Annotated in this window: 22 protein-coding genes; 5 read left to right on the top strand and 17 right to left on the bottom strand. The window is 63.4% G+C overall.

The genetic code is table 11. The annotated features are described in order from the left end of the window. Positions 1 to 3 precede the first annotated feature (3 nt). The 10 genes from CPH57_RS23035 to phnF are packed head-to-tail and all read right to left on the bottom strand — an operon-like array spanning position 4 to position 7,512. Entirely contained in the window at positions 4 to 606 is a 603-nt protein-coding gene (locus CPH57_RS23035; protein ID WP_015376431.1) for a DapH/DapD/GlmU-related protein, read from the bottom strand. Further along, positions 603 to 1,172 (bottom strand): ribose 1,5-bisphosphokinase, encoded by a 570-nt coding sequence (gene phnN / locus CPH57_RS23040; protein ID WP_033641672.1) that lies wholly within the window; start codon positions 1,170 to 1,172, stop codon positions 603 to 605. The genes CPH57_RS23035 and phnN overlap by 4 nt, the downstream gene beginning before the upstream one ends. Then, positions 1,172 to 2,308 carry an alpha-D-ribose 1-methylphosphonate 5-triphosphate diphosphatase gene (gene phnM / locus CPH57_RS23045; RefSeq protein ID WP_060660027.1) on the bottom strand — a complete coding sequence of 379 codons (1,137 nt, stop codon included), beginning with the start codon at positions 2,306 to 2,308 and terminating at the stop codon, positions 1,172 to 1,174. The genes phnN and phnM overlap by 1 nt, the downstream gene beginning before the upstream one ends. After that, a complete protein-coding gene (gene phnL, locus CPH57_RS23050) occupies positions 2,308 to 3,012 on the bottom strand; it encodes a phosphonate C-P lyase system protein PhnL (RefSeq protein ID WP_033641673.1) in 705 nt (234 codons plus the stop codon). The genes phnM and phnL overlap by 1 nt, the downstream gene beginning before the upstream one ends. Before the next feature lie 16 nt (positions 3,013 to 3,028). Further along, complete coding sequence (gene phnK, locus CPH57_RS23055; protein ID WP_033641674.1) at positions 3,029 to 3,817, bottom strand: phosphonate C-P lyase system protein PhnK; 789 nt, start codon at positions 3,815 to 3,817, stop codon at positions 3,029 to 3,031. Beyond that, positions 3,817 to 4,677: an alpha-D-ribose 1-methylphosphonate 5-phosphate C-P-lyase PhnJ gene (locus CPH57_RS23060; RefSeq protein WP_004933420.1), complete on the bottom strand. Its 861-nt coding sequence runs from the start codon at positions 4,675 to 4,677 to the stop codon at positions 3,817 to 3,819. The genes phnK and CPH57_RS23060 overlap by 1 nt, the downstream gene beginning before the upstream one ends. Further along, complete coding sequence (locus CPH57_RS23065) at positions 4,670 to 5,755, bottom strand: carbon-phosphorus lyase complex subunit PhnI (protein ID WP_033641675.1); 1,086 nt, start codon at positions 5,753 to 5,755, stop codon at positions 4,670 to 4,672. Before CPH57_RS23065 ends, CPH57_RS23060 begins: the two co-directional genes overlap by 8 nt. After that, a complete protein-coding gene (gene phnH / locus CPH57_RS23070) occupies positions 5,755 to 6,336 on the bottom strand; it encodes a phosphonate C-P lyase system protein PhnH (RefSeq protein WP_096242739.1) in 582 nt (193 codons plus the stop codon). Before phnH ends, CPH57_RS23065 begins: the two co-directional genes overlap by 1 nt. Before the next feature lie 3 nt (positions 6,337 to 6,339). Beyond that, entirely contained in the window at positions 6,340 to 6,783 is a 444-nt protein-coding gene (phnG, locus tag CPH57_RS23075) for a phosphonate C-P lyase system protein PhnG (protein WP_019453314.1), read from the bottom strand. Continuing rightward, complete coding sequence (gene phnF / locus CPH57_RS23080) at positions 6,784 to 7,512, bottom strand: phosphonate metabolism transcriptional regulator PhnF (RefSeq protein ID WP_015376439.1); 729 nt, start codon at positions 7,510 to 7,512, stop codon at positions 6,784 to 6,786. 227 nt (positions 7,513 to 7,739) lie between these two features. Here phnF and CPH57_RS23085 point away from each other — a divergent pair, with 227 nt between their 5' ends. Both CPH57_RS23085 and CPH57_RS23090 read left to right on the top strand, forming a co-directional pair. Further along, positions 7,740 to 8,795 (top strand): permease, encoded by a 1,056-nt coding sequence (locus CPH57_RS23085; protein ID WP_096242740.1) that lies wholly within the window; start codon positions 7,740 to 7,742, stop codon positions 8,793 to 8,795. 231 nt (positions 8,796 to 9,026) lie between these two features. Then, positions 9,027 to 9,470, top strand: a complete 444-nt coding sequence (locus CPH57_RS23090) for an acetyltransferase (protein WP_096242741.1) — start codon at positions 9,027 to 9,029, stop codon at positions 9,468 to 9,470. A 19-nt stretch (positions 9,471 to 9,489) separates the two neighbouring features. Here the strand turns inward: CPH57_RS23090 and CPH57_RS23095 are convergent, their stop codons facing one another. The 4 genes from CPH57_RS23095 to CPH57_RS23110 form a co-directional block, all read right to left on the bottom strand. After that, positions 9,490 to 10,074, bottom strand: a complete 585-nt coding sequence (locus CPH57_RS23095) for a helix-turn-helix domain-containing protein (RefSeq protein WP_043139204.1) — start codon at positions 10,072 to 10,074, stop codon at positions 9,490 to 9,492. A gap of 251 nt (positions 10,075 to 10,325) precedes the next feature. Then, positions 10,326 to 10,790, bottom strand: coding sequence for an anaerobic ribonucleoside-triphosphate reductase-activating protein (nrdG, locus tag CPH57_RS23100; protein ID WP_096242742.1), 465 nt, complete (start codon positions 10,788 to 10,790; stop codon positions 10,326 to 10,328). Positions 10,791 to 10,957: 167 nt separating this feature from the next. Continuing rightward, positions 10,958 to 13,096 carry an anaerobic ribonucleoside-triphosphate reductase gene (gene nrdD, locus CPH57_RS23105; RefSeq protein WP_096242743.1) on the bottom strand — a complete coding sequence of 713 codons (2,139 nt, stop codon included), beginning with the start codon at positions 13,094 to 13,096 and terminating at the stop codon, positions 10,958 to 10,960. A 244-nt stretch (positions 13,097 to 13,340) separates the two neighbouring features. Beyond that, the gene (locus CPH57_RS23110; protein ID WP_033651455.1) at positions 13,341 to 14,255 is read right to left on the bottom strand and encodes a LysR family transcriptional regulator; all 915 of its coding nucleotides are present in this window, start codon (positions 14,253 to 14,255) and stop codon (positions 13,341 to 13,343) included. 104 nt (positions 14,256 to 14,359) lie between these two features. Between CPH57_RS23110 and CPH57_RS23115 the strand changes: the two genes are divergently transcribed. Continuing rightward, positions 14,360 to 14,884: an NAD(P)H-dependent oxidoreductase gene (locus CPH57_RS23115; RefSeq protein ID WP_042783555.1), complete on the top strand. Its 525-nt coding sequence runs from the start codon at positions 14,360 to 14,362 to the stop codon at positions 14,882 to 14,884. 28 nt (positions 14,885 to 14,912) lie between these two features. On the opposite strand, the gene treC is transcribed toward CPH57_RS23115, so the two are convergent. The 3 genes from treC to treR all read right to left on the bottom strand — a co-directional run bounded on the left by treC (position 14,913) and on the right by treR (position 19,137). Continuing rightward, positions 14,913 to 16,577 carry an alpha,alpha-phosphotrehalase gene (gene treC / locus CPH57_RS23120; RefSeq protein WP_096242744.1) on the bottom strand — a complete coding sequence of 555 codons (1,665 nt, stop codon included), beginning with the start codon at positions 16,575 to 16,577 and terminating at the stop codon, positions 14,913 to 14,915. A 67-nt stretch (positions 16,578 to 16,644) separates the two neighbouring features. Next, complete coding sequence (treB, locus tag CPH57_RS23125) at positions 16,645 to 18,060, bottom strand: PTS trehalose transporter subunit IIBC (protein WP_033651452.1); 1,416 nt, start codon at positions 18,058 to 18,060, stop codon at positions 16,645 to 16,647. A 129-nt stretch (positions 18,061 to 18,189) separates the two neighbouring features. After that, positions 18,190 to 19,137, bottom strand: a complete 948-nt coding sequence (gene treR / locus CPH57_RS23130; RefSeq protein ID WP_042783558.1) for a trehalose operon repressor TreR — start codon at positions 19,135 to 19,137, stop codon at positions 18,190 to 18,192. A gap of 424 nt (positions 19,138 to 19,561) precedes the next feature. On the opposite strand from treR, the gene mgtA reads away from it, so the two are divergent. After that, entirely contained in the window at positions 19,562 to 22,270 is a 2,709-nt protein-coding gene (gene mgtA, locus CPH57_RS23135; protein WP_096242745.1) for a magnesium-translocating P-type ATPase, read from the top strand. 211 nt (positions 22,271 to 22,481) lie between these two features. Beyond that, a complete protein-coding gene (locus CPH57_RS23140; protein ID WP_096242746.1) occupies positions 22,482 to 24,875 on the top strand; it encodes a beta-N-acetylhexosaminidase in 2,394 nt (797 codons plus the stop codon). Positions 24,876 to 25,011: the final 136 nt, after the last annotated feature.

The raw sequence follows: 25,011 nt of genomic DNA on the forward strand, positions 1-25,011 counted from the left end.
CCGTTAAAGGTACTTCTGGGCAAAGCGGTTGATGTCGCGAAAATCCGCCAGCCGCGCCTGCAGCGTGGCGTGATCCCAGTGCCACCACTGGCTGCGTTCGATACGCTCTATCAGCGCATCGTCGAAGCGCATGCCGATCTTCTTGGCCGCCACGCCGGCGACGATGCTGTAAGGCTCCACGTCCTTGGTGACCACCGCTGCGCTGCCGATCACCGCGCCGTTGCCGACGCTGACGCCCGGCATCAGGATGGCGTTATGGCCGATCCACACGTCGTGGCCGACGGTGACGTGGTGCTCGCGCCGCCAGTCGAAGAACGCCGCGTCGTCTTCCCCCAGCCCGTATTCGGAAGCGCGATAGGTGAAGTGGTGCTGCGCGATGCGCTGGTAGGTCGGGTGGTTGCCGGGATTGATGCGCGCATAGGAGGCGATGGAAACGAACTTGCCGATAGTGGCGTAAAAGATCTGGTTGTGCCCGGCGGTGTAGGAGTAGTCCCCCATCTCCACCTCTTCCAGGATCGCATCGTCGGCCAGATGCACATACTGGCCGAGCCGGGTGCGGTTAAGGGTCACGTTGTCGCCGATTTTCGGCTGGGCAAAGTCGTTCATGGCATCGCATCCTGAGCTTGTCGGGTGGCGGTAGGCAGCAGCGCCAGCAGCGCCGCCAGGGTATCGTCGAGTGGGCCGTCGTTGTGCAGCACCCGGCAGCCGGCGGGCAGACTCTGCTGATATTCCGCCGCCCGCGCCAGCCGCTGCTCGATCTGTTCAGCGCTTTCCCGTCCGCGATCCTGCAGGCGCCGGCGCAGGATCGCGGCGTTGACCTGCAGGCATACCGGCAGCAGCTGCGCACCGTAGCGCTGCTGCGCCTGCGGCAGGTGGGCGCGTGAACCGTTGACCGCCACGTCGATCCCCTGCAGCAGCCAAAGATCCACTTCGATCCCGAACGCGTAGCGCTGCTGATGGGCCTGCCAGTCGAGCGCGAACAGCCCCTTGGCGCGGCGGCGCAGAAATTCGGGTTCGCTCAGCGCGATGTGATTCTCGCAGCCGGCGTCTGCCGGCCGGGTGATGTAACGGTGCGCCACCAGCGGCGCGCGGTCGGCGTCGGCCCGCAGCGCAGCCAGCAGGCTGTCCTTGCCTGCGCCGGAAGGCCCCATCAGATAGATGAGCCGCGCCATCAGAACACCTGCCTGCCCTGGCGCCACACGTTCTGCACGTAAACGTGCTCGCCGTGCGGCCGCGCCAGCACCAGATCCGCCCGCAATCCTTCGGCGATGGCGCCGCGATCCTGCAGATCCAGCGCCCGCGCCGGGTTGCGTGTGATCATGCGCACCGCCTGGGGCAGATCGTAGGCGTTGCGTTCGTCCGCCGCGAGGCGAAACGCCGCGTCCAGCAGGCTGGCCGGGTAATAATCGGAAGAGAGAATATCCAGCACCCCCAGCGCCGCCAGGTGGTGCGCCGCCACGTTACCGGAGTGGGAGCCGCCGCGCACGATGTTCGGCGCGCCCATCAGCACCTGCAGGCCCTGCTGGTGCGAAGCGCGGGCGGCCGCCTCGGTGGTGGGGAACTCGGCAATGGCGCTGCCGAGCGCGCAGGATTCGGCCACGTGCGCGGCTGTGGCGTCGTCATGGCTGGCCAGCGAGATGCGGCGCGCGCGGCAGTGGGCGGCGATCGCCTCGCGGTTTGGCGCGGCCCAGCGGGCGGACAGGGCGACCTGCTCTTCCTCGTACTCGCTCATCTGCTGATCGTTGAGGTGGTATTTGCCCTGATAATATTCGCGGTACTTTTCGCGCGAGGCGAACTGGCGCTGGCCCGGCGAATGGTCCATCAGCGACACCAGCGACACGCCCGGCTTGTCCATCAGCTGTTCGAACAGCGGCAGGGTGCTCTCGTGCGGCAGCTCGCAGCGCAGGTGCAGCCGGTGCTCGGCGCGGTTCACCCCGGCGCGCTGGCTGTGGATCACCGCGTCGATCATCTTCTGCAGGTTTTCCAGCCGGTGGCCGCCGTCGCGCACGTCGCCGATCGCCACCGCGTCCAGCACCGTGGTGATGCCGTTGGCCACCATCAGCGCATCGTGGCTGCTCATCGCCGAATGGGCCGGCCAGTCGACGTTCGGGCGCGGGGTGAAGAACTTGTCCAGGTTGTCGGTATGCAGCTCGATCAGCCCCGGCAGCAGCCAGCCGCCGTCGCCGTCCAGCGCCTGCGGCAGCCGGCTCGGGCCGTCGGCGAAGCTGCGGATCACGCCGTCCTGCATCTCCAGCGAGCCTTGCACCACCTGGTCATCCAGCACCAGCTTAACGTTATTGACGATCATCAGAGGGCCTCCAGCGCCTGTGGCGCCTGCATGTCATAAAGCCGGTCGGCGACCTGTCGGCGGACGCCTTCATCATGGAAAATGCCGACGATCGCCGCGCCGCGCGCCTTGGCGCGTTCGATAAGCTGTACCACCGCCGCGCTGTTGCGGCTGTCGAGCGAGGCGGTCGGTTCGTCCAGCAACAGAATGGGGTAATCGACGATAAAGCCGCGCGCGATGTTCACCCGTTGCTGTTCGCCGCCGGAGAAGGTGGACGGCGCCAGCGGCCACAGGCGATGCGGCACGTTGAGCGCGGCGAGCAGCGCTTCGGCGCGGTCGCGGCATTCGGCGCGCTCGACGCCCTGTTCCAGCAGCGGCTGCATCACCACCTCCAGCGCGCTGATGCGCGGGATCACCCGCAGGAATTGGCTGACCCAGCCCAGCGTATGGCGGCGCACCGCCAGAATCTGGCGCGCGTCGGCGCTGACCATGTCCAGCCAGTCGCCCTGGTGGTTGATCCAGATATGGCCGCTGTCCGGCAGGTAGTTGGCGTACAGCGAGCGCAGCAGGGTGGACTTGCCGCTGCCGGAGTGGCCGTGCAGCACCACGCATTCGCCGCCGTGGACCGTCAGGTTGGCGTCGTGCAGCACCGGCAGGCGGGTGCCGTACTGCTGATGCAGCACAAAGGTTTTACTGAGATGTTCAACTCGGATTTGCATAGTCATCTGTTATCGCCTTGGGTTACGACAGCACCGAAGAAACCAGCAGCTGGGTGTAAGGATGGTGTGGATCGTCCAGCACCCGATCGGTCAGGCCGCTCTCCACCACTTCGCCCTGTTTCATCACCAGCAGACGGTGGGCCAGCAGCCGCGCCACGCCGAGATCGTGGGTGACGATCACCGCCGCCAGCTGCATCTCCACCACCAGGTTGCGCAGCAGATCGAGCAGGCGCGCCTGCACCGACACGTCCAGCCCGCCGGTCGGCTCATCCATAAACACCAGCTTGGGGTGGGTCACCAGATTGCGGGCGATCTGCAGCCGCTGCTGCATGCCGCCGGAGAAGGTGGTCGGCAGATCGTCGAGGCGCGACAGCGGGATTTCGACGTCTTCCAGCCACTGGCCGGCCTGGCGGCGAATGTCGCCATAGTGGCGCTGGCCGATGGCCATCAGCCGCTCGCCGATGTTGCCGCCGGCGGAGACCTGCGGCCGCAGCCCGTCGAGCGGGTGCTGGTGCACCACGCCCCAGTCGGTGCGCAGCAGGCGGCGGCGATCGCTCTCCGCCATGGCATACAGATCGTGTTCCTTGCCCGCCTGCGGGCGGTAAAGGATCTGCCCGTGCTGCGGCGCCAGCCGCGCCGAGATCGACTTCAGCAGCGTGGTTTTGCCGGAGCCGGATTCGCCGACGATGCCCAGCACTTCACCGGGGTAAATGTCGAACGACACGTCGCTGAACCCCTTGCCGGGGGCGTACAGGTGGGTGAGCCGGTTCACCGACAGCAGCGGGGTGGTGCTCAAAGGGGTGGAAGTCATCAGTGCTGCGCCTCTTGCGAAGATTGCGCCAGCTGCTGCCGGCAGTAGTCGGTGTCCGAACAGACGAACATGCGGTTGCCCCGATCGTCGAGCACCACCTCGTCCAGATAGCTGTGGCGCGAGCCGCACAGCGCGCAGGGTTCGTCCCACTGCTGCACGCTGAACGGATGGTCGTCGAAGTCCAGGCTCTCCACCTTGGTGAACGGCGGCAGGGCGTAGATGCGTTTCTCGCGCCCGGCGCCGAACAGCTGCAGCGCCGGCATCATGTGCATTTTCGGGTTGTCGAATTTTGGGATCGGCGACGGATCCATCACGTAGCGATCGTTGACCTTCACCGGGTAGGCGTAGGTGGTGGCGATATGGCCGTAGCGCGCGATGTCTTCATACAGCTTCACCTGCATCACGCCGTACTCCTCCAGGGCGTGCATCTTGCGGGTCTCGGTTTCGCGCGGTTCGATAAAGCGCAGCGGCTCCGGGATCGGCACCTGATAGATCAGGATCTGGTCTTCGCGCAGCGCGGTTTCCGGAATGCGGTGACGGGTTTGAATCAGCGTGGCCTCCGGCGTGCGTTCGGTGGTTTCCACCCCGGCGACGCGCTGGAAGAAGCGGCGGATCGACACCGCATTGGTGGTGTCGTCGGCGCCCTGGTCGATCACCTTCAGCACGTCGGCGCGGCCGATAACGCTGGCGGTGAGCTGAATGCCGCCGGTGCCCCAGCCGTAGGGCATCGGCATCTCGCGGCCGCCGAACGGCACCTGATAGCCGGGGATCGCCACCGCCTTCAGGATGGCGCGGCGGATCATGCGCTTGGTCTGCTCGTCCAGATAACCGAGGTTATAGCCGGTCAATACTTCACTCATCGCGGGCCTCCTGACGCTCGCTGTATTCCTGTCGCAGCCGCTTGAGCAGTTCCAGTTCAGCCTGGAAGTCGACGTAGTGCGGCAGCTTGAGATGGGAGACGAAGCCGGCGGCCTCGACGTTGTCGGCGTGGGCCAGCACGAACTCTTCGTCCTGCGCCGGGCCGGCGACGCCTTCGCCGTAGTCGGGGCTTTGCAATGCGCGGTCCACCAACGCCATCGCCATCGCCTTGCGTTCGGCGCGGCCGAACACCAGCCCGTAACCGCGGGTGAAGTGCGGCGGATGGTCCTTGGGATCGACGAAGCCGTTGACCATTTCGCACTCGGTCAGCAGGATTTCGCCGATATCGATGGCGAAACCGAGCTCTTCAGGCACGATCTCCACCGAAACGTGGCCGGTGCGGATCTCGCCGGCGAACGGGTGGTTGCGGCCGTAGCCGCGCTGGGTGGCGTAGCCGAGCGCCAGCAGAAAACCTTCGTCGCCGCGCACCAGCTGCTGCAGGCGCGCCGAGCGCGAGCAGGGGTAGACCGGCGGGTTGCGGGTGATGTCGTCCGGCGCGCTGCCGTCGTCCTGTTCCTCCCGCGCCAGCTGCTGGCGACACAGCAGATCGAACACGTGGCTGCAGTTGTCCGGCAGCGGTTCGTCGGCCTGCGGCGCGCGCGGCGCCTCGCCTTCCGCCAGCAGCGCGAAATCCAGCAGCCGGTGGGTGTAGTCATAGGTCGGCCCCAGCACCTGCCCGCCGGGCAAGTCCTTGTAAACCGCCGAGATGCGCCGCTCCAGCCGCATGTTTTCGCTGGCCAGCGGCTCGCTGACCGCCAGGCGCGGCAGGGTGGTGCGATAGGCGCGCAGCAGGAAGATCGCCTCCACCAGATCGCCGCTGGCCTGTTTGATGGCCAGCGCCGCCAGCTCGCGATCGTAGATGCCGCCTTCGGTCATCACCCGATCCACCGCCAGCCCCAGCTGCTGTTCGATGTGTTCCGCGCCGATCGCCGGCAGCGCCTCGTCGCCGCGCCGCAGCTGTTCCTGCAGCTGATGGGCGGCCTCAATGGCTTTTTCGCCCCCTTTTACCGCTACGTACATCAGCACACCTCCACGCGGGTGGTCCGCGGGATCGCCAGCAGGCGATCGCCGCAGGTCAGCAAGATATCCAGCCCCAGCGGGAAGCGCTGCGGGCGGTTGACCAGGTAATCCAGCAGTGCCGGCGGCAGGCGCGGCGCTATCAGGCGTTGGCTCTCGATGCCGGGGCCGGTCAGGCGCAGCGCGGCGCCGTTCTCCAGTTCAGCGAGCTGCACCACCACCGTGGCGCCGCATTCCGGCGAGATTTCAGTGCCGTGCGGCAACGCCAGCAGATCGGCGGCCTGCAGCTGCTCATCGAACAGGGCAAAACAGACCTCCTGCACCGTGGCAGCCAGCGGCGCGCCGCTGTGAAAACGAATGTTTGTTAGCACTCGCTCACCTTTAAGCGCAGCGCACAGCTGCAGCGGCGTTTCCTGATCGGCCAGCGTCAGCAGCGCGGCGGTGCTGGCGGCGTTCAGCGGCGCCCAGGCCGGGCCGGCCGGCAGCGTCACCCGGTGGCCCGGTTCGCTCAAGGCTTTAAGAATCAAACGGAAAGCGTGCTGCGATTGGTCTATCGGTTGTTCAAAACCGGTCAATAAACTCATGGCTTAATCCCCTCGCACCAGCGTAAAGAAGTCCACCCGGCTGGCGGCGATCGCCCGGGCGCGCAGCTGGCGCTGTTCGTGCTGCAGCGCGGCCAGCGGCGCGATCAGCTGTTGTTGCAGGCGTTCGCCGTGTTCCGGCTGTTGCAGCAGCGCATCGGCCAGCGCGCACAGCTCGGCGTGCGCCTTGTCGCGCCCGGCGATATAGCTGTAGCCGTAGCCGCCGTTGTCCAGCTGCACCACCGCGCGGGTGACCGTCATGTCCCCCAGCACGAAGCGGCGGCCGGTAGCGCCCATGCGCCCCTGCAGCTGGGCCAGGCCGATCTCCGGCGCGCGGATGCTGCGGTAACCCGGGCTGAGGTTCAGCGCCTGCCAGTGGCTGCGCAGCTGCTCGGGCCGGCTGTGCGCCAGCACCGACATCCAGCGTTGTCTCGACTCTAAGGCTTGCATTCAGTGCTCCATCGTCAGTTCAATCATGTCGGCACGGGCCAGGCTGACGGAGTATTCCGCCACGTCTTCGCCGCCGCTGCGGACGTTAAGGGTGCGCACGCACAGCAGCGGCGCGTGGGTGGCGATCTCCAGCAGCCGGCTCTCTTTGGCCTGCGCGCGGCGCGCGCTGATGCGCGTCTGGCGGCGGGTCAGCGGCTGCTGCAGGTGCTGTTCGATAAACTGGTGCAGCGAACCGCTGTGGAACTGCTGCAGCGCCGGCCACCAGTCCAGATCGGGCAGATAATGGTCGATCACGCTCATCGGCACGCCGTTGACCCGGCGCAGGGTGCGCAGGTGGATCACCATTTCGCCTTCTTCACGCGAGAGTGCGCTGGCAACATGCCCGTTGCACGGGCGCAAGACAGCGAGTAAGCGCTCACTGGTGGGGTGGCTGCCCTGCTCGAACAGGTTCTGGCTGAAGCGGGTATTGGCGTGCAGCGGGTAGTCGTAAGGCCGCATCAGCACCAGAATGCCGACGCCGTGGCGGCGCTGCAGCCAGCCGCGCTCCACCAGCTGATCCACCGCGCGGCGCAGGGTGTGGCGATTGACCTGATAACGCTCGGCCAGCTGCTGTTCCGAAGGCAGGTAGTCGCCGCAGCGGTATTGCGTGCGCAGCTCCTGTTCCAGCTGTGCGGCGATCTGCTGATAGCGCGTGGGGTAAGTGGTCGGATGTCTAGATAACTCCATCATAATAAAAACCTCGTCATACCGATGGCTGTGCGATGAAGGCGGAAGCGGTGCGTTTCATCGTGCGTCTACCCTGTGGTTTTCAAGTTGGCATCATGGTGCCGGGCGCAGATGACAATCGCGTTACGCGTCGGTGGCGAACAGATGAACTATTTAGGACAGCCCGGGCGTGCACGGGCGGCGACGGCGCGCTATGCTGGCGCCTCTGTTGACTGACTCTGGCCGCTACTATGCCGCAACCTCTGAACGCCCCTGAACCCGCCCCACGCGCCTGGCCGCTGTGGAAACCGATCCTGTTTCTGCTGGTGGTGGCCGTCGGCCTCTACTACGTCAAATGGCAGCCTTACTACGGCAAGGCGTTCGTGGCGGCGGACAGCCACTCGATCGGCAAATCTATCCTGGCCGACGGCGCCGCGAGCCCCTGGCTGGCAGCCTGGCAGTATGCGCTGGTCTACTTCACCGCGGTATGGAAGGCGGCGCTGCTCGGGGTGCTGTTAGGTTCGCTGGTGCAGGTGCTGATCCCGCGCGACTGGCTGGCGCGCACGCTCGGCCACCGGCGTTTTTCCGGCACCGTGCTGGGGGCGCTGATCGCGCTGCCGGGCATGATGTGCACCTGCTGCGCCGCGCCGGTTGCCGCCGGCATGCGCCGCCAGTCGGTGTCCAGCGGCGCCGCGCTGGCCTTTTGGCTCGCCAACCCGGTATTGAACCCGGCGACGCTGGTGTTCATGGGGTTTGTGCTCGGTTGGCCGTTCGCCGCCATCCGCCTGGTGGCGGGCGTGGTGATGGTGCTGGGCATCGCCTGGCTGGTGCAGCGCGTGACCGCCAACGATCCGCAACCCGCCGCGCCGCAGCCGCCGCTGATGATGGCGCAGAGCGATGAGCAGCCGTTCCTCGCCCGCTGGGGCAAAGCGCTGTGGGCGCTGTTTTGGTCGACCATCCCGATCTACGTGCTGGCGGTGCTGGCGCTGGGCGCGGCGCGGGTCTGGCTGTTCCCGCACGCCGACGGCGCCGTCGACAATAGCCTGCTGTGGATCATCGGCCTGGCGATCGTCGGCTGCCTGTTTGTTATCCCCACCGCGGCGGAAATCCCGATCGTACAGACCATGATGCTGGCGGGCATGGGCGCAGGCCCGGCGCTGGCACTGCTGATGACCCTACCTGCGGTCAGCCTGCCTTCGCTGTTGATGCTCAACAAAGCCTTCTCCGCCCGGGCGCTGTGCCTGACGGCGGCGCTGGTGGCGCTGTGCGGCGCACTGACCGGTGTGGTGGGGATGGGGTTGGTGTAACTTACCGCTGCTGATGAGTGGCCCGATGCTGTCTCAAGGAGGAAACGGCAATGGCCACGTTTAACAACCGGTAAAACGGATCAATGGCGTCAGTGAGTTAACGCTTCTCCTGTCGGGTATCATGACATCACATTGAATTCACTATTGTGAATTTAAATTCACTATAGTAAATTCGCGTGGACTAATTTTGTGTGTAAATACACCCAGTAATGACCACGGTAAGGTAGAAGAATGTTAAAAATCAGAATGTCACGTCCATCTGAAGCGCCAGAAATTATACGAATCTGGAAAAATTCTGTAGATGCTACGCACGACTTTCTCACTGCGCACGATCGACAAGAGATCGAAAAAGAGGTTGTCGGTTTTTTTTCTGAAACCCCCGTGTGGGTTGCCGCCGATCGGGAAGACCATCCGCTGGGATTTATGTTTTTACATGATGGTCATCTGGAGGCGCTTTTTGTCGATGCTGCAGCTCGCGGACGTGGCGTCGGCAAGCAGTTGATATCACATGCACTGGCGCTTCATCCTGATTTAAGTGTCGATGTGAATGAACAAAACCAACAGGCCGTCGGGTTTTATCAACATATGGGCTTTGAAGTTTCAGGGCGTTCCGAGTTGGATAATCAAGGCAGGGCCTATCCCCTATTGCACCTAAGCCGATCGGCGGGAATGTAGCCGTTGTGGCAGTGGCGCCTCATGGATTTTTTTGGCTAAAAGCAACGACGTACGCACAACCCTGCTCACTGTCGGGGTTGCTCATTTGGTACTCGCTGGCAAAGGTCAGGGCAAAACAGTCACCGGCGCGTAAATGATGGGTTTGATTATTGACCCGAAAATCAAGGCTGCCACTCAACACCCACAGCGTTTGGCCGGAAAGATGCTCACTGGCGGAAGCGGGTATCGTAAGTTGACCCAGAGCAGGAATTTCAACTTTGATAAGTTCGGGACATGCGCCCGCTGGGGACAGAGACCAGCGGGTAATGCCCGACTTTTCATCTGTCCAATGCTGCTGCTGATGAGCAAAGAGCACCAGTGAGTTCTGGTGTTGCTCAAGCTCTGCGAAAAGTTTTGATAGCGTAATATTCATGGCATTGGCTAAACGGCCGAGGATCGTGGCGCTGGGACTGGAAGCCCCCCGTTCAACCTTGCTGATCATGGCCTGACTGACGCCCGACCGTTGGGCAAGCTCTGCTACCGTCCAGTTGCGTGCCTTTCTATGTTTAAGCAATAAACGCGCAATATCGCTGTCTACTATCTGATTTTTAGATGTTTTATCCATTCTCACCCTCACTTTCGCCAGCCTGATTATGCCATTACCGCAATGAGGCTGAAATCACTGATTTTACAAGTTTAAAAAATCAGTCGCCCTCTCAGTCAATCATAACCTCTGTAGAACCTACGGCATCATTAGAGCAAGGTTTGCAACCCTAACATCCGCTCTTGGCACAGAGCCACCTGTCAGATGACTCTATGCTGCCGATGCGTTAGGTCGAGTTTGGATGAATACCCATTGATATGTGTGTTGCTGGCTCATCGCAACCTATGCACCACCTGGTTGCTGCTGCCGCGCCAAATCAGCGCCGGGTCTTTCAAATCCTGCACGAACTTGCCGTCGATCAGCACGTTGATCCTGTCCACCACCTGCATTTGCTGCGCGTCCAGCTCCGCCAGCCGGTAGCCGGTCCACAGCCAGATATCTTTGCCGGGGCACTCGGCGCGCACCCGTTTCACCAGCTTTAGGATGCTCGGCACGTTGGCCGGATGCAGCGGATCGCCGCCGGAGAGCGACAGCCCCTGGCGCGGCACGCGCGTATCGTTCAGATCGGTGATGATGCGGTCTTCCAGCGCCGGGGTAAACGGCTGGCCGGAGTTGAGCCGCCAGGTGCTTTTGTTGTAGCAGCCGGGGCACTGGTGCACGCAGCCGGCGACAAACAGCGTGCAGCGGGTGCCGGGGCCGTTGACGACGTCGATCGGGTAATACTGGTGATAATTCATGTGAGGCCTGCCCATCAGGCTATTTTACTGGCCATTTTGCCTCCGGCAGGGCTCCCAATCCTCACGTACTGCGTGTACGCTGCGGTTGGTGCGCGCTGGCCGAAGGCAAACCGGCTGCGACAATCACGCCTGATGAACAGGCTTTTGCCTAGGTTGCACGGCGTTTCTCAGCCGAGCTGCCCGTTGCCGAGGTGTTTCACCCGGCGTTTCACTTCTTCCTGCTTGCCGGCGTTGAACGGCCGGGCATCGGGGCTGCCGAGATAGCCGCACACCCGGCGGGTGACCGAGACCTTGGCCGAGTCGTGATTGCCGCATTTCGGGCAGGTGAAGCCTTTGCTGGTGCAGGAGAATTCACCGGTGAAGCCGCATTCGTAGCACTCGTCGATCGGCGTGTTGGTGCCGTAGTAAGGCACCCGGGTGTAGCTGTAGTCCCACACGTCTTCCAGCGCCTTCAGGTTGTGCTGCAGGTTCGGGTACTCGCCGTAGCAGATGAAGCCGCCGCTGGCCAACGGCGGGTAGGGCGCTTCGAAGTCCAGCTTGTCGTACGGATTGACCTTCTTCTCCACGTCGAGGTGGAAGCTGTTGGTGTAATAGCCCTTGTCGGTGACGCCCGGCACCACGCCGAAATCGGCGGTGTCCAGCCGGCAGAAGCGATCGCACAGGTTCTCGCTCGGCGTGCTGTAGAGGCTGAAGCCGTAGCCGGTCTCGTCTTTCCAGGCGTCGACGGCGGCGCGCAGCCGCGCGACGATCGCCACCGCTTTGGCGCGCAGCGCTTCGTCGTCATACACGTGGTTTTTGCCGCCGAACAGCGCGTTGATGGTCTCGTGCAGGCCGATGTAGCCCAGCGAAATCGAGGCGCGGCCGTTCTTGAAGATATCGGCGATGTTGTCGTCGGCCTTGAGCCGCACGCCGCAGGCGCCTTCCATGTACAAGATTGGCGCCACCCGCGCCTTGATGCCTTCCAGCCGGGCGATGCGCGTCATCAGGGCCTTTTTCGCCAGCTGCAGGCGCTGTTCCAGCAGCGCCCAGAAGCGCGACTCATCGCCCATCGCCTCCAGCGCGATGCGCGGCAGGTTGAGGCTGATGACGCCGATGTTGTTGCGGCCGTCGTGCACCAGTTCGCCGTCCTGCTCGTAGGTGCCGAGGAAGCTGCGGCAGCCCATCGGCGTTTTGAACGAGCCGGTGACTTTCACCACCTGATCGTAGTTGAGGATGTCCGGGTACATGCGCTTGCTGGCGCACTTCAGCGCCAGCTGCTTGATGTCGTAGTTCGGGTCGCCGTACTGGTGGTTGAGGCCGTCGCGGATGGCGAACACCAGTTTGGGGAACACGGCGGTCTTGCGGTTTTTGCCCAGCCCGGCGATGCGGTTTTTCAATATCGAGCGCTGGATCAGGCGCGATTCCCAGCTGGTGCCAAGGCCGAAGCCGAAGGTGACGAACGGCGTCTGGCCGTTGGCGGTGTGCAGGGTGTTGACCTCGTACTCCAGCGACTGGAAGGCGTCGTAACACTCTTTCTCGGTGCGCGCCATGGCATAGCCTTTGGCGTCCGGGATCTGCCATTCTTCCGCCACCTGCAGGTGTTTGCGGAAGCTCTCGTCGACGAACGGCGCCAGGATTTCATCGATGCGGTTGATGGTGGTGCCGCCATAGATATGGCTGGCGACCTGGGCGATGATCTGCGCGGTCACGGCGGTGGCGGTGGAGATCGACTTCGGCGGCTCAATCTCGGCGTTGCCCATCTTGAAACCGTTGGTCAGCATGCCTTTCAGATCGATCAGCATGCAGTTGAACATCGGGAAGAACGGCGAGTAGTCGAGATCGTGGTAGTGAATTTCGCCGCGTTCATGGGCCAGCACCACGTCGCGCGGCAGGATGTGCTGCTTGGCGTAGTGTTTGGCGACGATGCCCGCCAGCAGGTCGCGCTGGGTGGGGATCACTTTGCTGTCCTTGTTGGCGTTTTCGTTCAGCAGCGCGCGGTTGCTTTGCTCGACCAGGCCGCGAATTTCCTGATTCAGGCGGCCGCGCAGCTCGCGCGCCACGTCGCGATCGTGGCGGTATTCGATATAGGCGCGCGCCAGCTGTTTGTATTCGCCGGCCATCAGCTGGTTTTCCACCGCCTGCTGGATCTCGTGGATATCGACGCGCGGCTGCTGCTCCATGCGCTGAGCGACCACGCGGGCGACGGTGGCGCAGTAGTCGGCATCGACCACGCCCACCGCCAGCGCGGCGCGCTCGATGGCCTGCGCAATGCGCGCTTCGTCAAAAGGTACCTGGCAACCGTCCCGCTTAATCACTACTGGTTTCACGTTGTACTCCTTGTTCCCCGAGGGAGCGTTCATACCCGCCTGGCGTGGCGAGCAACCGTCAAATTTCGCTTATCCACAGGGCAAAGCCGCAGCGCGCAAGGGCTGTGGCGGCGTGTGGATGATTTTGTGGATAACTACTATATATAGGTGTTCGCAATTCTTAATGCACTATATATAGATATTGGCGCGATTCTTTTGATGTAGAACAAGGAAAACGGAAGAGCGTGCGCAAGCTGAACAGTCGTCAATCGCCCGCCGGCCGATCGCGAAAATGTTCCAGCAGAAAATCCACCCAGACGCGCACCCGCGGCGGCAGATCCGCCGAAGCGTAATAGAGCCACAGCTGCACCGGGCGCGGCCAGCATTCCGCCAGCACCGGCCGCAGCGTGCCCTGCTCGAAGTGTTTCTCGACGTACCAGCGCGCCAGGTTGACGATGCCCAGCCCGGCCAGCGCCGCATCCAGCAGCATCTCCGGGCGGCTGGCCACCAGCCGGCCGTTCAGATCCAGCGCCAGCGTTTCGCCCTGATGGCGCAGCTGCCATTTGACGTGGCGGCCGTTGGCCGGGTTGCGGTGCAGCAGGCAGTCGTGCCGCAGCAGATCGTGCGGCGTTTGCGGTTCACCGCGCCGCGCCAGATAGTCGGGTGACGCCGCCAGCACCATATGCATCGGGTAGAGCGGGCGGGCCACCAGCCGGCTGTCGGGATCGACCCGGCTGCCGATGCCGACGTCGAAACCTTCGCCCACCAGGTTCACCACCCGGGCGTCCAGCGACAGATCGAGATCGATCTGCGGGTAGCGCGCCAGAAATTGCGGGATCAACGGCATCAGCATCCGGCGGCCGAAGCCGGGGATCATCGTGACGCGCACCACGCCGGCAGGCGCCTGCCGTTCGCCGCCGGCGCTTTCCAGCGTCGCCGCCAATGCCTGCCACAGCGGCGCTACCTGCGCCAGCAGCGCTTTGCCCTCGTCGGTCAGCAGCACGTTGTGGGTGTTGCGCTGAAACAGCCGCAGCGCCAGCTTCTCTTCCAGCGCGCGGATGTTTTTGCTGACCGCCGCCGGCGTCACGCCCAGCTGGCGAGCGGCGGCGGAGAAATTTTGCGCCTGCGCGGCGGCGAGGAAGGCCGGCAACAGGCGATGCACGTCAAAGGGCAGCGACATAGTGGTTGATACTTTCAGTTGAAATTGAAGTGACCTCTAACAGCCTACACCCGCAGCGGCGGAAATGGAAAAATGCCTCATCTTCTTATGACCGAGGAATCGTTATGTCACGCATTTTAGTGTTAACCGCCCACCGCACCCCCGACGAGTCGCGCATTAATAAGGCGCTGATCGAGGCCGTACGCCCGCTGCCCAACGTAACCGTTCACGAACTGATCCGCGCGTACCCGGATTACCGCATCGACGTGGCGCGCGAACAGGCGCTGCTGCAGAGCCATGATGCGGTAGTGATGCTGTTCCCGTTTTACTGGTACAGCTCGCCGGCGATCCTCAGCGAATGGCAGGATGCGGTATTAACCTACGGTTTTGCCTACGGCAGCGAAGGCACCCAGCTGCACGGCAAGCCGCTGCAGCTGGTGGTGAGCACCGGCGGCGACGCGCAGGCTTATACGGCGCAAGGGTATAACCGTTATCCGGTGCAGGATCTGCTGCTGCCGTTCCACGCCATGGCCAACCTGACCGGCATGGATTATCTGCCGCCGCATCTGGTGCAGGGTGTGAGCGACATGAGCGATGAGCAGTTGGCGCAAGAGGCCGCCGGCGTGGCGGCACTGCTGGGGAAATGGTAGGGCGCAGCGTTCGCCGCGCCCTGCGGGGTTAGTCTTCGAGCAGCCACCACACCGCTTCGAACGGCCGTAGCGTCAGCGCCTGCGGCTGGTCTGCCGAATCGGCGTAGTTGCTCATCAGCGGGCGCCACTGCGCGGAAGCTTCCACGCCCTCCGCCGCCCAGGCCAGCGGCTCGCGGCTCAGGTTGGCCGCCACCAGCAGGCGCTGGCCGTTCCAGCTGCGCTGATAGCACCACAGCGCCGGGTGTTCCGGCGCCAGATCCTGATAGTCGCCGTGGGTCAGCAGCGGATACTGCTTGCGCAGGGTGATCAGCTGGCGATAGGCGTAAAACACCGAGTCGAGATCGGCCAGCGCCGCGTCGGCGTTGATCTGCGGGTAGTTCTCGGCGCAGCCGATCCACGGCGTGCCGGTGGTGAAACCGGCGTGGGGTGCGGCGCTCCACTGCATCGGCGTGCGGCCGTTGTCGCGCGATTTGTCGGCCAGGATCGCCAGCAGCTCGGCGTCGCCGCGGCCCTGGGCGCGCAGTTCGGCGTACATGTTCAGGCTTTCCACGTCGCGATACTGCTCGATGGCGCGGAAGCCGGGGTTGGTCATGCCGAGTTCTTCGCCCTGATAGATATAAGGCGTGCCCTGCATGCCGTGCAGCACCATCGCCAGCATTTTGGCGGCCGGCACCCGCAGTGCGCCTTCATCGCCGAAGCGCGACACGATGCGCGGCTGATCGTGGTTGCACCAGAACAGCGCGTTCCAGGCGCGGTTATGCATCCCTTGTTGCCAGTGGCGGAAGATCTGCTTCAGTTCCACGTAATCCGGCGCAGCCCGCGTCCATTTTTCGCCGCCGGCGTAGTCCACCTTCAGGTGATGGAAATTGAAGGTCATCGACAGCTCTTCGCCGCTCTGCGCCGCGTAGCGCTGGCAATGCTCAAGCGTGGTGGAGGACATCTCGCCCACCGTCATCAGGCCGCGCGGCTGAAACACCTCGCGGCTCATCTCCTGCAGGAACTCGTGGATGCGCGGGCCGTCGGTGTAGAAGCGGCGGCCGTCGCCCTGGCTGTCGGACGGGAAGTCCTGCTGTTTGGACACCAGGTTGATCACGTCGAGGCGCAGCCCGTCGACGCCTTTGTCCGCCCAGAACTGACACACTTTCTTCAGCTCTTCGCGCACCGGCGGGTGTTCCCAGTTGAGATCCGCCTGCTCGGCGGCGAACAGGTGCAGGTAGTACTGGCCGCTGTCGGCGTGCCACTGCCAGGCGTTGCCGCCGAACTTGGAGCGCCAGTTGTTCGGCGGCGTTTCACCTTCGCCGTCGCGCCAGACGTAGAACTGACGATACGGGCTGTGGCGATCCTGCGCGGCTTTGAACCACGGGTGCTCGGTCGAGGTGTGGTTGAACACCATGTCCATTACGATGCGGATACCGCGCTGGTGGGCGGCGGCGACCAACTGCTCGAAGTCTGCCATCGTGCCGTAAGCCGGATCGATGGCGCAGTAGTCCGCCACGTCATAGCCGTTGTCCACCTGCGGCGATACGTAGACCGGCGTCAGCCAGATCGCATCCACGCCCAGTTCCTGCAGATAGTCCAGCCGCCGGGTCACCCCGGCCAAATCGCCGTAGCCGTTGCCGGTGCTGTCCTGAAAACTCTTCGGATAAATTTGGTAGATGACGCCGTTCTGCCACCAGGGGGTTGGGTTGCTCATAGTTCAATACCTTTGAATCGTGACAACGAGCCTGCGCGAGCAGGCTCCTACATTCATATTGCGTCAATCAAACCGGCAGCTCGCCGCGGGCGGCCTTGCGTTTGTAGACCATGATGGTCAGCACCAGCGGGATGACGATCGCCACCAGAATCGCCAGCGAGTAAATCAGCCAGAACTGCGGCTTGATAGACAGAATGCCCGGCAGGCCACCGACGCCGATGCCGTTGGCCATCACGCCGTCCAGCCCGCAGATAAGGCCGGCGATCGCGGAGCCGATCATCGCGCACAGCATTGGGAAGCGGTATTTGAGGTTGATGCCGTACATCGCCGGTTCGGTCACGCCGAGGTAGGCGGAGATCGCCGCCGGCACCGAGATTTCACGCTCGTTGGCCTTGCGGCTGATGATGATGATGCCGAGCACCGCCGAGGCCTGAGCGATGTTGGACAGCGCAATCAGCGGCCACACCGGGGTGCCGCCCATGCTCTGGATCATCTGCATGTCGATAGCCAGCGTGGTCTGGTGCACGCCGGTGATCACCAGCGGCGCATACAGGAAGCCGAACAGCGCGGCGCCCACCGGCGCGAAGCTGCCGGTCATCACCGATTTCACCGCCCAGGCAACGCCGTCGCCGATCATGCGGCCGAACGGCCCGATCAGCGCGTGCGCCAGGAACACCGCCAGCAGCAGCGAGACCACCGGCACCACCACCAGATAGAGATAGTCGGGAACGATCTTTTTCAGCCGGGTTTCGATCCAGCCCAGCGCCATGCCCGCCAGGATCGACGGGATCACCTGCGCCTGATAGCCCACTTTCTGGATCACGAACCAGCCGAAGTTCCACACTTCCGGCGTTTGCTGGCCGAGCAGGTAGGAGTTCATCAGCTGCGGCGACACCAGGGTGACGCCCAGCACGATGCCGAGCACCGGGGTGCCGCCCATCTTTTTCACCGTCGACCAGCAGATGGCCACCGGCAGGAACATGAAGATCGCTTCACCGAGCAGCCACAGGAAGTCGTAAACGGTTTTCCACGCCGGGTGCATCTGCGCCAGCGTTTGGCCGCCGGACATCGGGATGTCGCCGATCACGTTGCGGAAGCCGAGGATCAGACCGCCGCTGATCAGCGCCGGCAGCAGCGGGAAGAAGATCTCGGCGAAGTGGGAGATGGTGCGCTCGGTCCAGGTCATGTTCTGGCGCGCGGCCACCTTGGCCTGCTCCTTGTCGGCCTCGTTGACGCCGGTGCTGGCGATCAGCGCCTGATAGTAGTCGCCGACGTCGGTGCCGATCACCACCTGGAACTGCCCGGCGTTGGTGAAGCACCCTTTGACCATAGGCAGCTCTTCGATCTCTTTCGGTTTCGCCTTATTGGGATCGTTGAGGACGAAACGCAGCCGGGTAATGCAATGGCTGACGGTGGCGATGTTCTCGCGGCCGCCGACCAAAACAATCAGGCGATCAATATCCTGCTGTTTTACTTTGCTCATTATGGGATACCTGCAGAGGTGTTGACTGAGTAATGATCAAAGCTTAGCCACTCGGCATTTTTAATGAAATGGGAACGTTCCCGGTTTGGGGCGAGGATCACAAAATGACGAAAAATGGTCAACTTCCGATCAGGAAAGTTTGCTGGGCACCACCAGGCGGCGGATCCCCTGCTCGCCGCTGAGCTGCGCCAGCAGCTGCTGCGCGGCCAGCAGGCCGGCGCTGCCGTAGCCGAACTCTACCGACAGGGTGTCGGGGAACAGGAAGCTGAGCAGCGGGGTGTTGCCGATGGCGCATACCTGGATGGCGCGCGTCGGCTGTTGTTGCAGGTATTTGATCGCCCCCAGGGCGATGCTGTCGGAGGCGCAAATCAGCGCGCTGGTGTGCGCGTCAATCACTTCGGCGGCGTGCTGGAAACCGCTCTGGTAGCTCAGTTCGCCCAGCGTGGCGCGCGGCGTGAGCGTGAGGCGTTCACAGGCGTCGAGATAGGCCTGATAGCGGCGCTGGCCGGTGGTGGCGTCGCTGAGCTGCACCCCCAGATAGCCGATATGCCGATGTCCTTGCTGATACAGGCGATCCATCAGCAGGTTCACCGCGCCGGCGTCGTCGTAGCAGACTGACGAGAAGCCGTCGTATTCGCGCACCATCACCACCATTTTTTCCTGCCACGGCTTGAGCATCGCCGCGGTCAGGCCGGTGAAGCCGAACAGGATCACGCCGTCGACGTTGCGCTGATGCAGTACGTGCAGATGCTCCTGCACCAGGCGGGTTTCGAACTGGCTCTCCATCACGATCGGATCGAAGCCTTGCTGATACAGCAGCGGCAGCATGGTGCGTACCGCCTGGTTTTCCGACGGCGAGTCGAGACGGGAAACGATGATGCCCACCACTTTGTCGCTTTGGCCGCGCATGGCGCGCGCCGACTTGGAGGGCGTAAACCCTTGCTGACGGATCACCGCTTCCACCCGTTCACGGGTTTGCGGGCTCACGCTGCCTTCATTGTTCAGCACGCGTGAGACGGTGGATTTGCCTACGCCGCTCAGGCGCGCGATGTCCTTGATGGTCAGCCGGTTTTGCATGGTTTACTTTTCGTTGAGGTGGACAGGCGTAACATAAAGGCCTGTAAAACAATGCCCGTCAGCATAGCTCATTTTCCGACGCGGATCTTGATGCAAAACGGGATTGTGACATTGCGATGAACGGCCGCTCCTGCCGCTCTGTTTTTCCCTTTACCGGAGGTTATTCCCCATATGGACCCCGACCCGACTGCTTTAGACACTCACTCGGTTCACCGGTAAAACCTCTCCGCCTGGCGCTGCTGTTTTACCGGTGAAGTACATCACGGTAACCGGTAGCGCGCGCTTCGTCGTTCGCTCCTGCTGCTGAAAAAAAGAATAAGGATCTGCGTTGGCAGAGGCTTTTTGGCGCACCCGCCATCCGCCCGGCCGATGACGATCCCCGTTTACCCGCTGCCGTGAGGCACCGGGCGACGAGGTGCGACCCATGAAACTGAAAAAACTCCCCCGTCAGCTGCTGGGCCTGTTCGCCCGCGGCCTCCCGCGCCGTTTGGTGCGCCGCGACAGCCTGCTGGACAGCGTCGGCGGCGCTGCGCGCGACATGCCGGCCGGCCTGGCGCAGCAGCGGCTGGAATGCGCCGCCGCAGAAACGATGCAGCTCTTTGAGCGTTTTCACAGCCACCCGGAAGGCATCACCGCCCATGAGGCGGAACAGGTGCGCCAGCGCTGCGGCGAGAACGTCATCGACGATCAGCAGAAAGAGGCCTGGTGGCAACACCTCTGGCACTGCTACCGCAACCCGTTCAACCTGCTGCTGACCGCGCTCGGCATGATCTCTTACGCCACCGAGGATCTGACCGGCGCCTTGGTGATCGCGCTGATGGTGCTGATCTCCACGCTGCTGAACTTCATCCAGGAGGCGCGATCCAACCGGGCGGCCGACGCGCTGAAGGCCATGGTGAGCAACACCGCCACGGTGATCCGCAGCGATGCGCTCACCGGCAGGAGCGAGCACGTGGAGCTGCCGATCGCGCAGCTGGTGCCGGGCGATATCATCAAACTGGCGGCCGGCGACATGATCCCGGCGGATCTGCGCGTGCTGTCGGCCAAGGATCTGTTCATCAGCCAGGCGGCGCTGACCGGCGAATCGCTGCCGGTGGAAAAATCCGCGGCGCCGCAGGCGTTGGCGGCCGATCCGCTCGACTGCCAGAACCTGTGCTTCATGGGCACCAACGTGGTCAGCGGCACCGCGCTGGCGATGGTGATCGGCACCGGCGGCGGCACCTATTTCGGCCAGCTGGCGCAGCGCGTCACCAGCCAGGATGAGCAGCCGAACGCCTTCCAGAGCGGCATCAGCAAGGTCAGCTGGCTGCTGATCCGTTTTATGCTGGTGATGACGCCGATCGTGCTGCTGATCAACGGCTACACCAAGGGCGACTGGTGGGAGGCGGCGCTGTTCGCGCTGTCGGTGGCGGTCGGGCTGACGCCGGAGATGCTGCCGATGATCGTCACCTCGACGCTGGCCAAAGGGGCGGTGAAGCTGTCGCGCCAGAAGGTGATCGTCAAACGGCTGGACGCCATCCAGAACTTCGGCGCGATGGACATTCTGTGCACCGACAAGACCGGCACTCTGACCCAGGACAAGATCGTGCTGGAGCGCCATACCGACGTGTTCGGCGCCAGCAGCGAGCGGGTGCTGCGCTACGCCTGGCTGAACAGCTTCTACCAGACCGGGCTGAAAAACCTGCTCGACGTGGCGGTGCTGAGCTGCGCGGAGCAAAATCAGCAGCCGCAGGCGCTGCAAAACTACCGCAAGGTGGATGAGATCCCGTTCGACTTCGTGCGCCGCCGCATGTCGGTGGTGGTGGCCAAAGACAACGAGTATCACGAGCTGGTGTGCAAGGGCGCGCTGGAAGAGATGCTGGCGATTTGCAGCCACGTGCGCCACGAAGACGAGGTGATCCCGCTGAGCGAGGCGCTGCTGGCGAGGATCCGTCGCATCACCGACGATCTCAACCAGCAGGGGCTGCGGGTGGTGGCGGTGGCCAACAAGATCCTGCCGGCGCAAACCCATGAATACGGCGTGGCGGACGAGTCTGATCTGATCCTCGAAGGCTACGTCGCCTTCCTCGATCCGCCGAAGGAAAGCACCGCACCGGCGCTGGCGGCGCTGAAACAGAACGGCGTCACGGTGAAGATCCTCACCGGCGACAACGAGCTGGTGGCCGCCAAAGTGTGCCGTGACGTCGGGCTGGAGGCCGATCATCTGCTGCGCGGCAGCGAGATCGAGCAAATGGACGACGAGCAGCTGGCGCAGGCGGCGGCGCGCACCACGGTGTTCGCCAAGCTGACGCCGCTGCACAAGGAGCGGATCGTCAAACTGCTGCGCCGCCAGGGGCACGTGGTGGGCTTTATGGGCGACGGCATCAATGACGCGCCGGCGCTGCGCGCGGCCGATATCGGCATCTCCGTCGATTCGGCGGTGGACATCGCCAAGGAAGCGGCGGACATCATCCTGCTGGAAAAAAGCCTGATGGTGCTGGAGCAGGGGGTGATCGAAGGGCGCCGCACCTTCGCCAACATGCTGAAATACATCAAGATGACCGCCAGCTCCAACTTCGGCAACGTGTTCAGCGTGCTGATCGCCAGCGCCTTCCTGCCGTTTCTGCCGATGCTGCCGCTGCACCTGTTGATTCAGAACCTGATGTACGACATCTCGCAGATCGCCATCCCGTTCGATAACGTCGACGACGATCAGATCACCCAGCCGCAGCGCTGGAACTCCGCCGATTTGGGGCGGTTTATGGTGTTCTTTGGGCCGATCAGTTCGATCTTCGACGTGCTGACCTTCAGCCTGATGTGGTGGGTATTCAAGGCCAACACGCCGGAAATGCAGACGCTGTTCCAGTCCGGCTGGTTCGTGGAAGGCCTGCTGTCACAGACGCTGATCGTGCACATGATCCGCACGCGCAAAATTCCGTTTATCCAGAGCCGCCCGTCCTGGCCGCTGTGCATCATGACGCTGGCGGTGATCGCCACCGGCATCGGCCTGGTGTTCTCGCCGCTGGCCGGCTTCCTGCAGCTGCAGGCGCTGCCGCTCGGTTACTTCCCGTGGCTGGTGCTGATCCTCGCCGGTTACATGGTGCTGACCCAATGCGTGAAAGGCTGGTTCGTGCGCCGCTACGGCTGGCAATAACCCGTTCGCCCCCTCCGGCCGGGAGGGGGCAACTGTGATCCCGTCCGCTTTTTCACCGCAACGGTTGGACATCTGTTCTGTGCTGAGTCTTTATCTATAGCGTTGGCTGTTTTCCCCTGCGCCTTTCAAGCCACCGCGTTGTTGTTTATCGCCTAGCGGTGGTTTGAAATTCATTGGGGATATTTTGTTTTTTTCCTCTGAGGAATTTCCGATGCACAGACCTTTCCGTTATACGCTACTGGCTTCATCGTTATGGTTTTCTTGCGGCGCGCTGGCGCAGCCGGCTGGCGATCTGCCGCTGATGCCCTGGCCGCAGCAGGTGGAAGTGACGCAACCGGCGGGCAAACTGATTTTGGATCACCGGCTGTCGTTAAGCCTCCAGGGCGATGATTTGGGCGACGCGCTGCCGCGCTGGCGCCAGCGCATCGAACTGCAGACCGGCTGGACGCTGGCGCCGAGGGAAGAAGCAAACGGCGCGGCGATCAAGGTGGTGATCAAGGATCGGGTGGCGGCGCAGCCGCTGCCGGGCAGCGATGAGAGTTACTGGCTGCTGGTCACGCCGCAGGGCGCCACGCTGACCGCCAACACCCGCTTCGGCGCGCTGCGCGGCATGGAGACCCTGCTGCAACTGCTGCAGACCGACGGGCAAAACACCTTCCTGCCGCTGGTGGATATTCGCGACGTGCCGCGTTTTCCGTGGCGCGGCGTGCTGTTGGATTCGGCGCGCCATTTCCTGCCGCTGCCGGACATTTTGCGCCAGCTCGACGGCATGGCGGCGGCCAAGCTCAACGTATTCCACTGGCACCTGACCGACGATCAGGGCTGGCGCTTCGCCTCCGAGCATTACCCCAAATTGCAGCAGCAGGCCAGCGACGGCCAGTTCTACACCCGCGAGCAAATGCGGCAGGTGGTGGCTTACGCCACGGCGCGCGGCATTCGCGTGGTGCCGGAGATCGACATGCCGGGGCACGCCTCCAGCATCGCGGTGGCCTATCCCGACCTGATGAGCGCGCCGGGGCCGTATCGCATGGAGCGCGAGTGGGGCGTGCATAAGCCGACGCTCGATCCGACCCGCGACGAGGTTTATCAGTTTGTCGATACGATCGTCGGCGAGCTGGCGGCGATCTTCCCCGATCCTTATCTGCACATCGGCGGCGACGAAGTGGACGCCAGCCAGTGGCGGGCGTCGCCGTCGATTCAGGCGTTTATGCAGCAGAACGGGCTGGCGGATACCCATGCGCTGCAGGCTTACTTCAACCAGAAGCTGGAAAAAGTCCTCGAGAAGCACCAGCGGCAGATGGTCGGCTGGGACGAGATCTATCATCCGTCGCTGCCGCGTTCGATCGTCATTCAGTCCTGGCAGGGGCAAGACTCGCTGGGCGCCAGCGCGCAGGATGGCTATCAGGGCATTCTCTCCACCGGTTTCTATCTCGATCAGCCGCAAAGCACCGCCTATCACTACCGCAATGAAATTCTGCCGCAGCCGCTGGGGGTCGAAACGGCGGTGCAAGCCGGCGAGCAGGCGCAAAGCTGGCGTTTCAGCATGCCGCGCCTGAAGGGCAGCGCGGTGGAGGGCAGCTTCACGCTGATCGAGGGCAAGCAGGGCTGGCGCGGCTTTATCGATTTCAACGGCAAGTCGCGCCGCGCGGTGCACGATATCGTCTGGCGCACGCCGCAGCAGGTGACGTTCCGCGTCGATACCTGGATGGGCGACACGCGACCGGTATATACGCTGCAACAGGACAAGCTCAGCGGCTATACGCTGGTCGGCAACGTGCGTTACCCCACCCAGGGCGAGAAACTGGCGGCGGCGCCGGCGGGCAAGATGCCGGTGGTGCCGGATGAGAAGGGGCAGGCCAAGATCCTCGGCGGGGAAGCGGCGCTGTGGGCGGAAAACGTGCGTGCGCCGCTGATCGATCTCAAGCTGTGGCCGCGCACCTTTGCGGTGGCGGAGCGGCTGTGGTCGGCGCAGGACGTCACCGACGAAAGCAACATGTACCAGCGGCTGGCGGCGATCGACGCCTGGTCGGTGGTGTCGGTCGGCCTGCAGCAGCACGCGGAAACGGCGCGCGAATTCACCCGGCTGAGCAACAGCGTGCAGATCGTGCCGCTGCAGATCCTGGCCGAGGCGGTGGAACCGGCGCAGTATTACACTCGCCAGCACCTGAAGTTCCAGGCCGGCAACTATCATCAGTTCGAACCGCTGAACCGCTTTGCCGATGCGCTGCCGCCGGAGAGCGAGGCGGTGCGCGACATGCATGCGCAGGTCGCGGCCTTGTTGAAGGATAAGCGCGATAAGGCGGCGGCGCAGGCGCTGCGCGAACGGCTGCAGCGCTGGCAGGCGAACGGCGCGGCGCTGCAGACGGCGATCGCGGGCAACCGCACGCTGCGGGAGCTGGCGCCGGTGGCGCAGGACGTCGATGCCCTGGCCGCATTGGGGTTAACGCTGCTGGAGCGGTATCAGCAGGACAAACCGCTGAGCCGAACCGAGGCCGAACAAGCGCAGCGCTGGCTGGATGCGGCGGCGCAGACGCGCGACGAAGTGGTGATTGCGGCGGTGTACCCGCTGGAGGCGTTGCTGCGGGGGTTGCAAACGGCTCCGTAAGGATAGGTGGCGAATAAACTGCGGGGCGTATTCCATATCTCGACATTGCGATGTGGTTGAAAGAGCAGAAACGACGGGCTGGTTGTAAAATCCAGCCCGATTTGTTCATTCAATACGGTTTACGCATTCAAAGGAT

This window comes from Serratia sp. JKS000199 (assembly GCF_900215455.1).
Taxonomy (GTDB): Bacteria; Pseudomonadota; Gammaproteobacteria; order Enterobacterales; family Enterobacteriaceae; genus Serratia; species Serratia ureilytica.

Coding starts and splice junctions, on each gene's coding strand:
- CPH57_RS23035 (WP_015376431.1), bottom strand. CDS start 606: ATGAACGACTTTGCCCAGCCGAAAATCGGCGACAACGTGACCCTTAAC.
- treB (WP_033651452.1), bottom strand. CDS start 18,060: ATGAGCAAAGTAAAACAGCAGGATATTGATCGCCTGATTGTTTTGGTC.
- CPH57_RS23115 (WP_042783555.1), top strand. CDS start 14,360: ATGTCACGCATTTTAGTGTTAACCGCCCACCGCACCCCCGACGAGTCG.
- mgtA (WP_096242745.1), top strand. CDS start 19,562: ATGAAACTGAAAAAACTCCCCCGTCAGCTGCTGGGCCTGTTCGCCCGC.
- CPH57_RS23065 (WP_033641675.1), bottom strand. CDS start 5,755: ATGTACGTAGCGGTAAAAGGGGGCGAAAAAGCCATTGAGGCCGCCCAT.
- phnK (WP_033641674.1), bottom strand. CDS start 3,817: ATGACTTCCACCCCTTTGAGCACCACCCCGCTGCTGTCGGTGAACCGG.
- CPH57_RS23060 (WP_004933420.1), bottom strand. CDS start 4,677: ATGAGTGAAGTATTGACCGGCTATAACCTCGGTTATCTGGACGAGCAG.
- CPH57_RS23110 (WP_033651455.1), bottom strand. CDS start 14,255: ATGTCGCTGCCCTTTGACGTGCATCGCCTGTTGCCGGCCTTCCTCGCC.
- nrdG (WP_096242742.1), bottom strand. CDS start 10,790: ATGAATTATCACCAGTATTACCCGATCGACGTCGTCAACGGCCCCGGC.
- phnM (WP_060660027.1), bottom strand. CDS start 2,308: ATGATCGTCAATAACGTTAAGCTGGTGCTGGATGACCAGGTGGTGCAA.
- phnG (WP_019453314.1), bottom strand. CDS start 6,783: ATGCAAGCCTTAGAGTCGAGACAACGCTGGATGTCGGTGCTGGCGCAC.
- CPH57_RS23085 (WP_096242740.1), top strand. CDS start 7,740: ATGCCGCAACCTCTGAACGCCCCTGAACCCGCCCCACGCGCCTGGCCG.
- treR (WP_042783558.1), bottom strand. CDS start 19,137: ATGCAAAACCGGCTGACCATCAAGGACATCGCGCGCCTGAGCGGCGTA.
- phnN (WP_033641672.1), bottom strand. CDS start 1,172: ATGGCGCGGCTCATCTATCTGATGGGGCCTTCCGGCGCAGGCAAGGAC.
- phnH (WP_096242739.1), bottom strand. CDS start 6,336: ATGAGTTTATTGACCGGTTTTGAACAACCGATAGACCAATCGCAGCAC.
- CPH57_RS23095 (WP_043139204.1), bottom strand. CDS start 10,074: ATGGATAAAACATCTAAAAATCAGATAGTAGACAGCGATATTGCGCGT.
- phnF (WP_015376439.1), bottom strand. CDS start 7,512: ATGATGGAGTTATCTAGACATCCGACCACTTACCCCACGCGCTATCAG.
- CPH57_RS23090 (WP_096242741.1), top strand. CDS start 9,027: ATGTTAAAAATCAGAATGTCACGTCCATCTGAAGCGCCAGAAATTATA.
- phnL (WP_033641673.1), bottom strand. CDS start 3,012: ATGACTATGCAAATCCGAGTTGAACATCTCAGTAAAACCTTTGTGCTG.
- CPH57_RS23140 (WP_096242746.1), top strand. CDS start 22,482: ATGCACAGACCTTTCCGTTATACGCTACTGGCTTCATCGTTATGGTTT.
- treC (WP_096242744.1), bottom strand. CDS start 16,577: ATGAGCAACCCAACCCCCTGGTGGCAGAACGGCGTCATCTACCAAATT.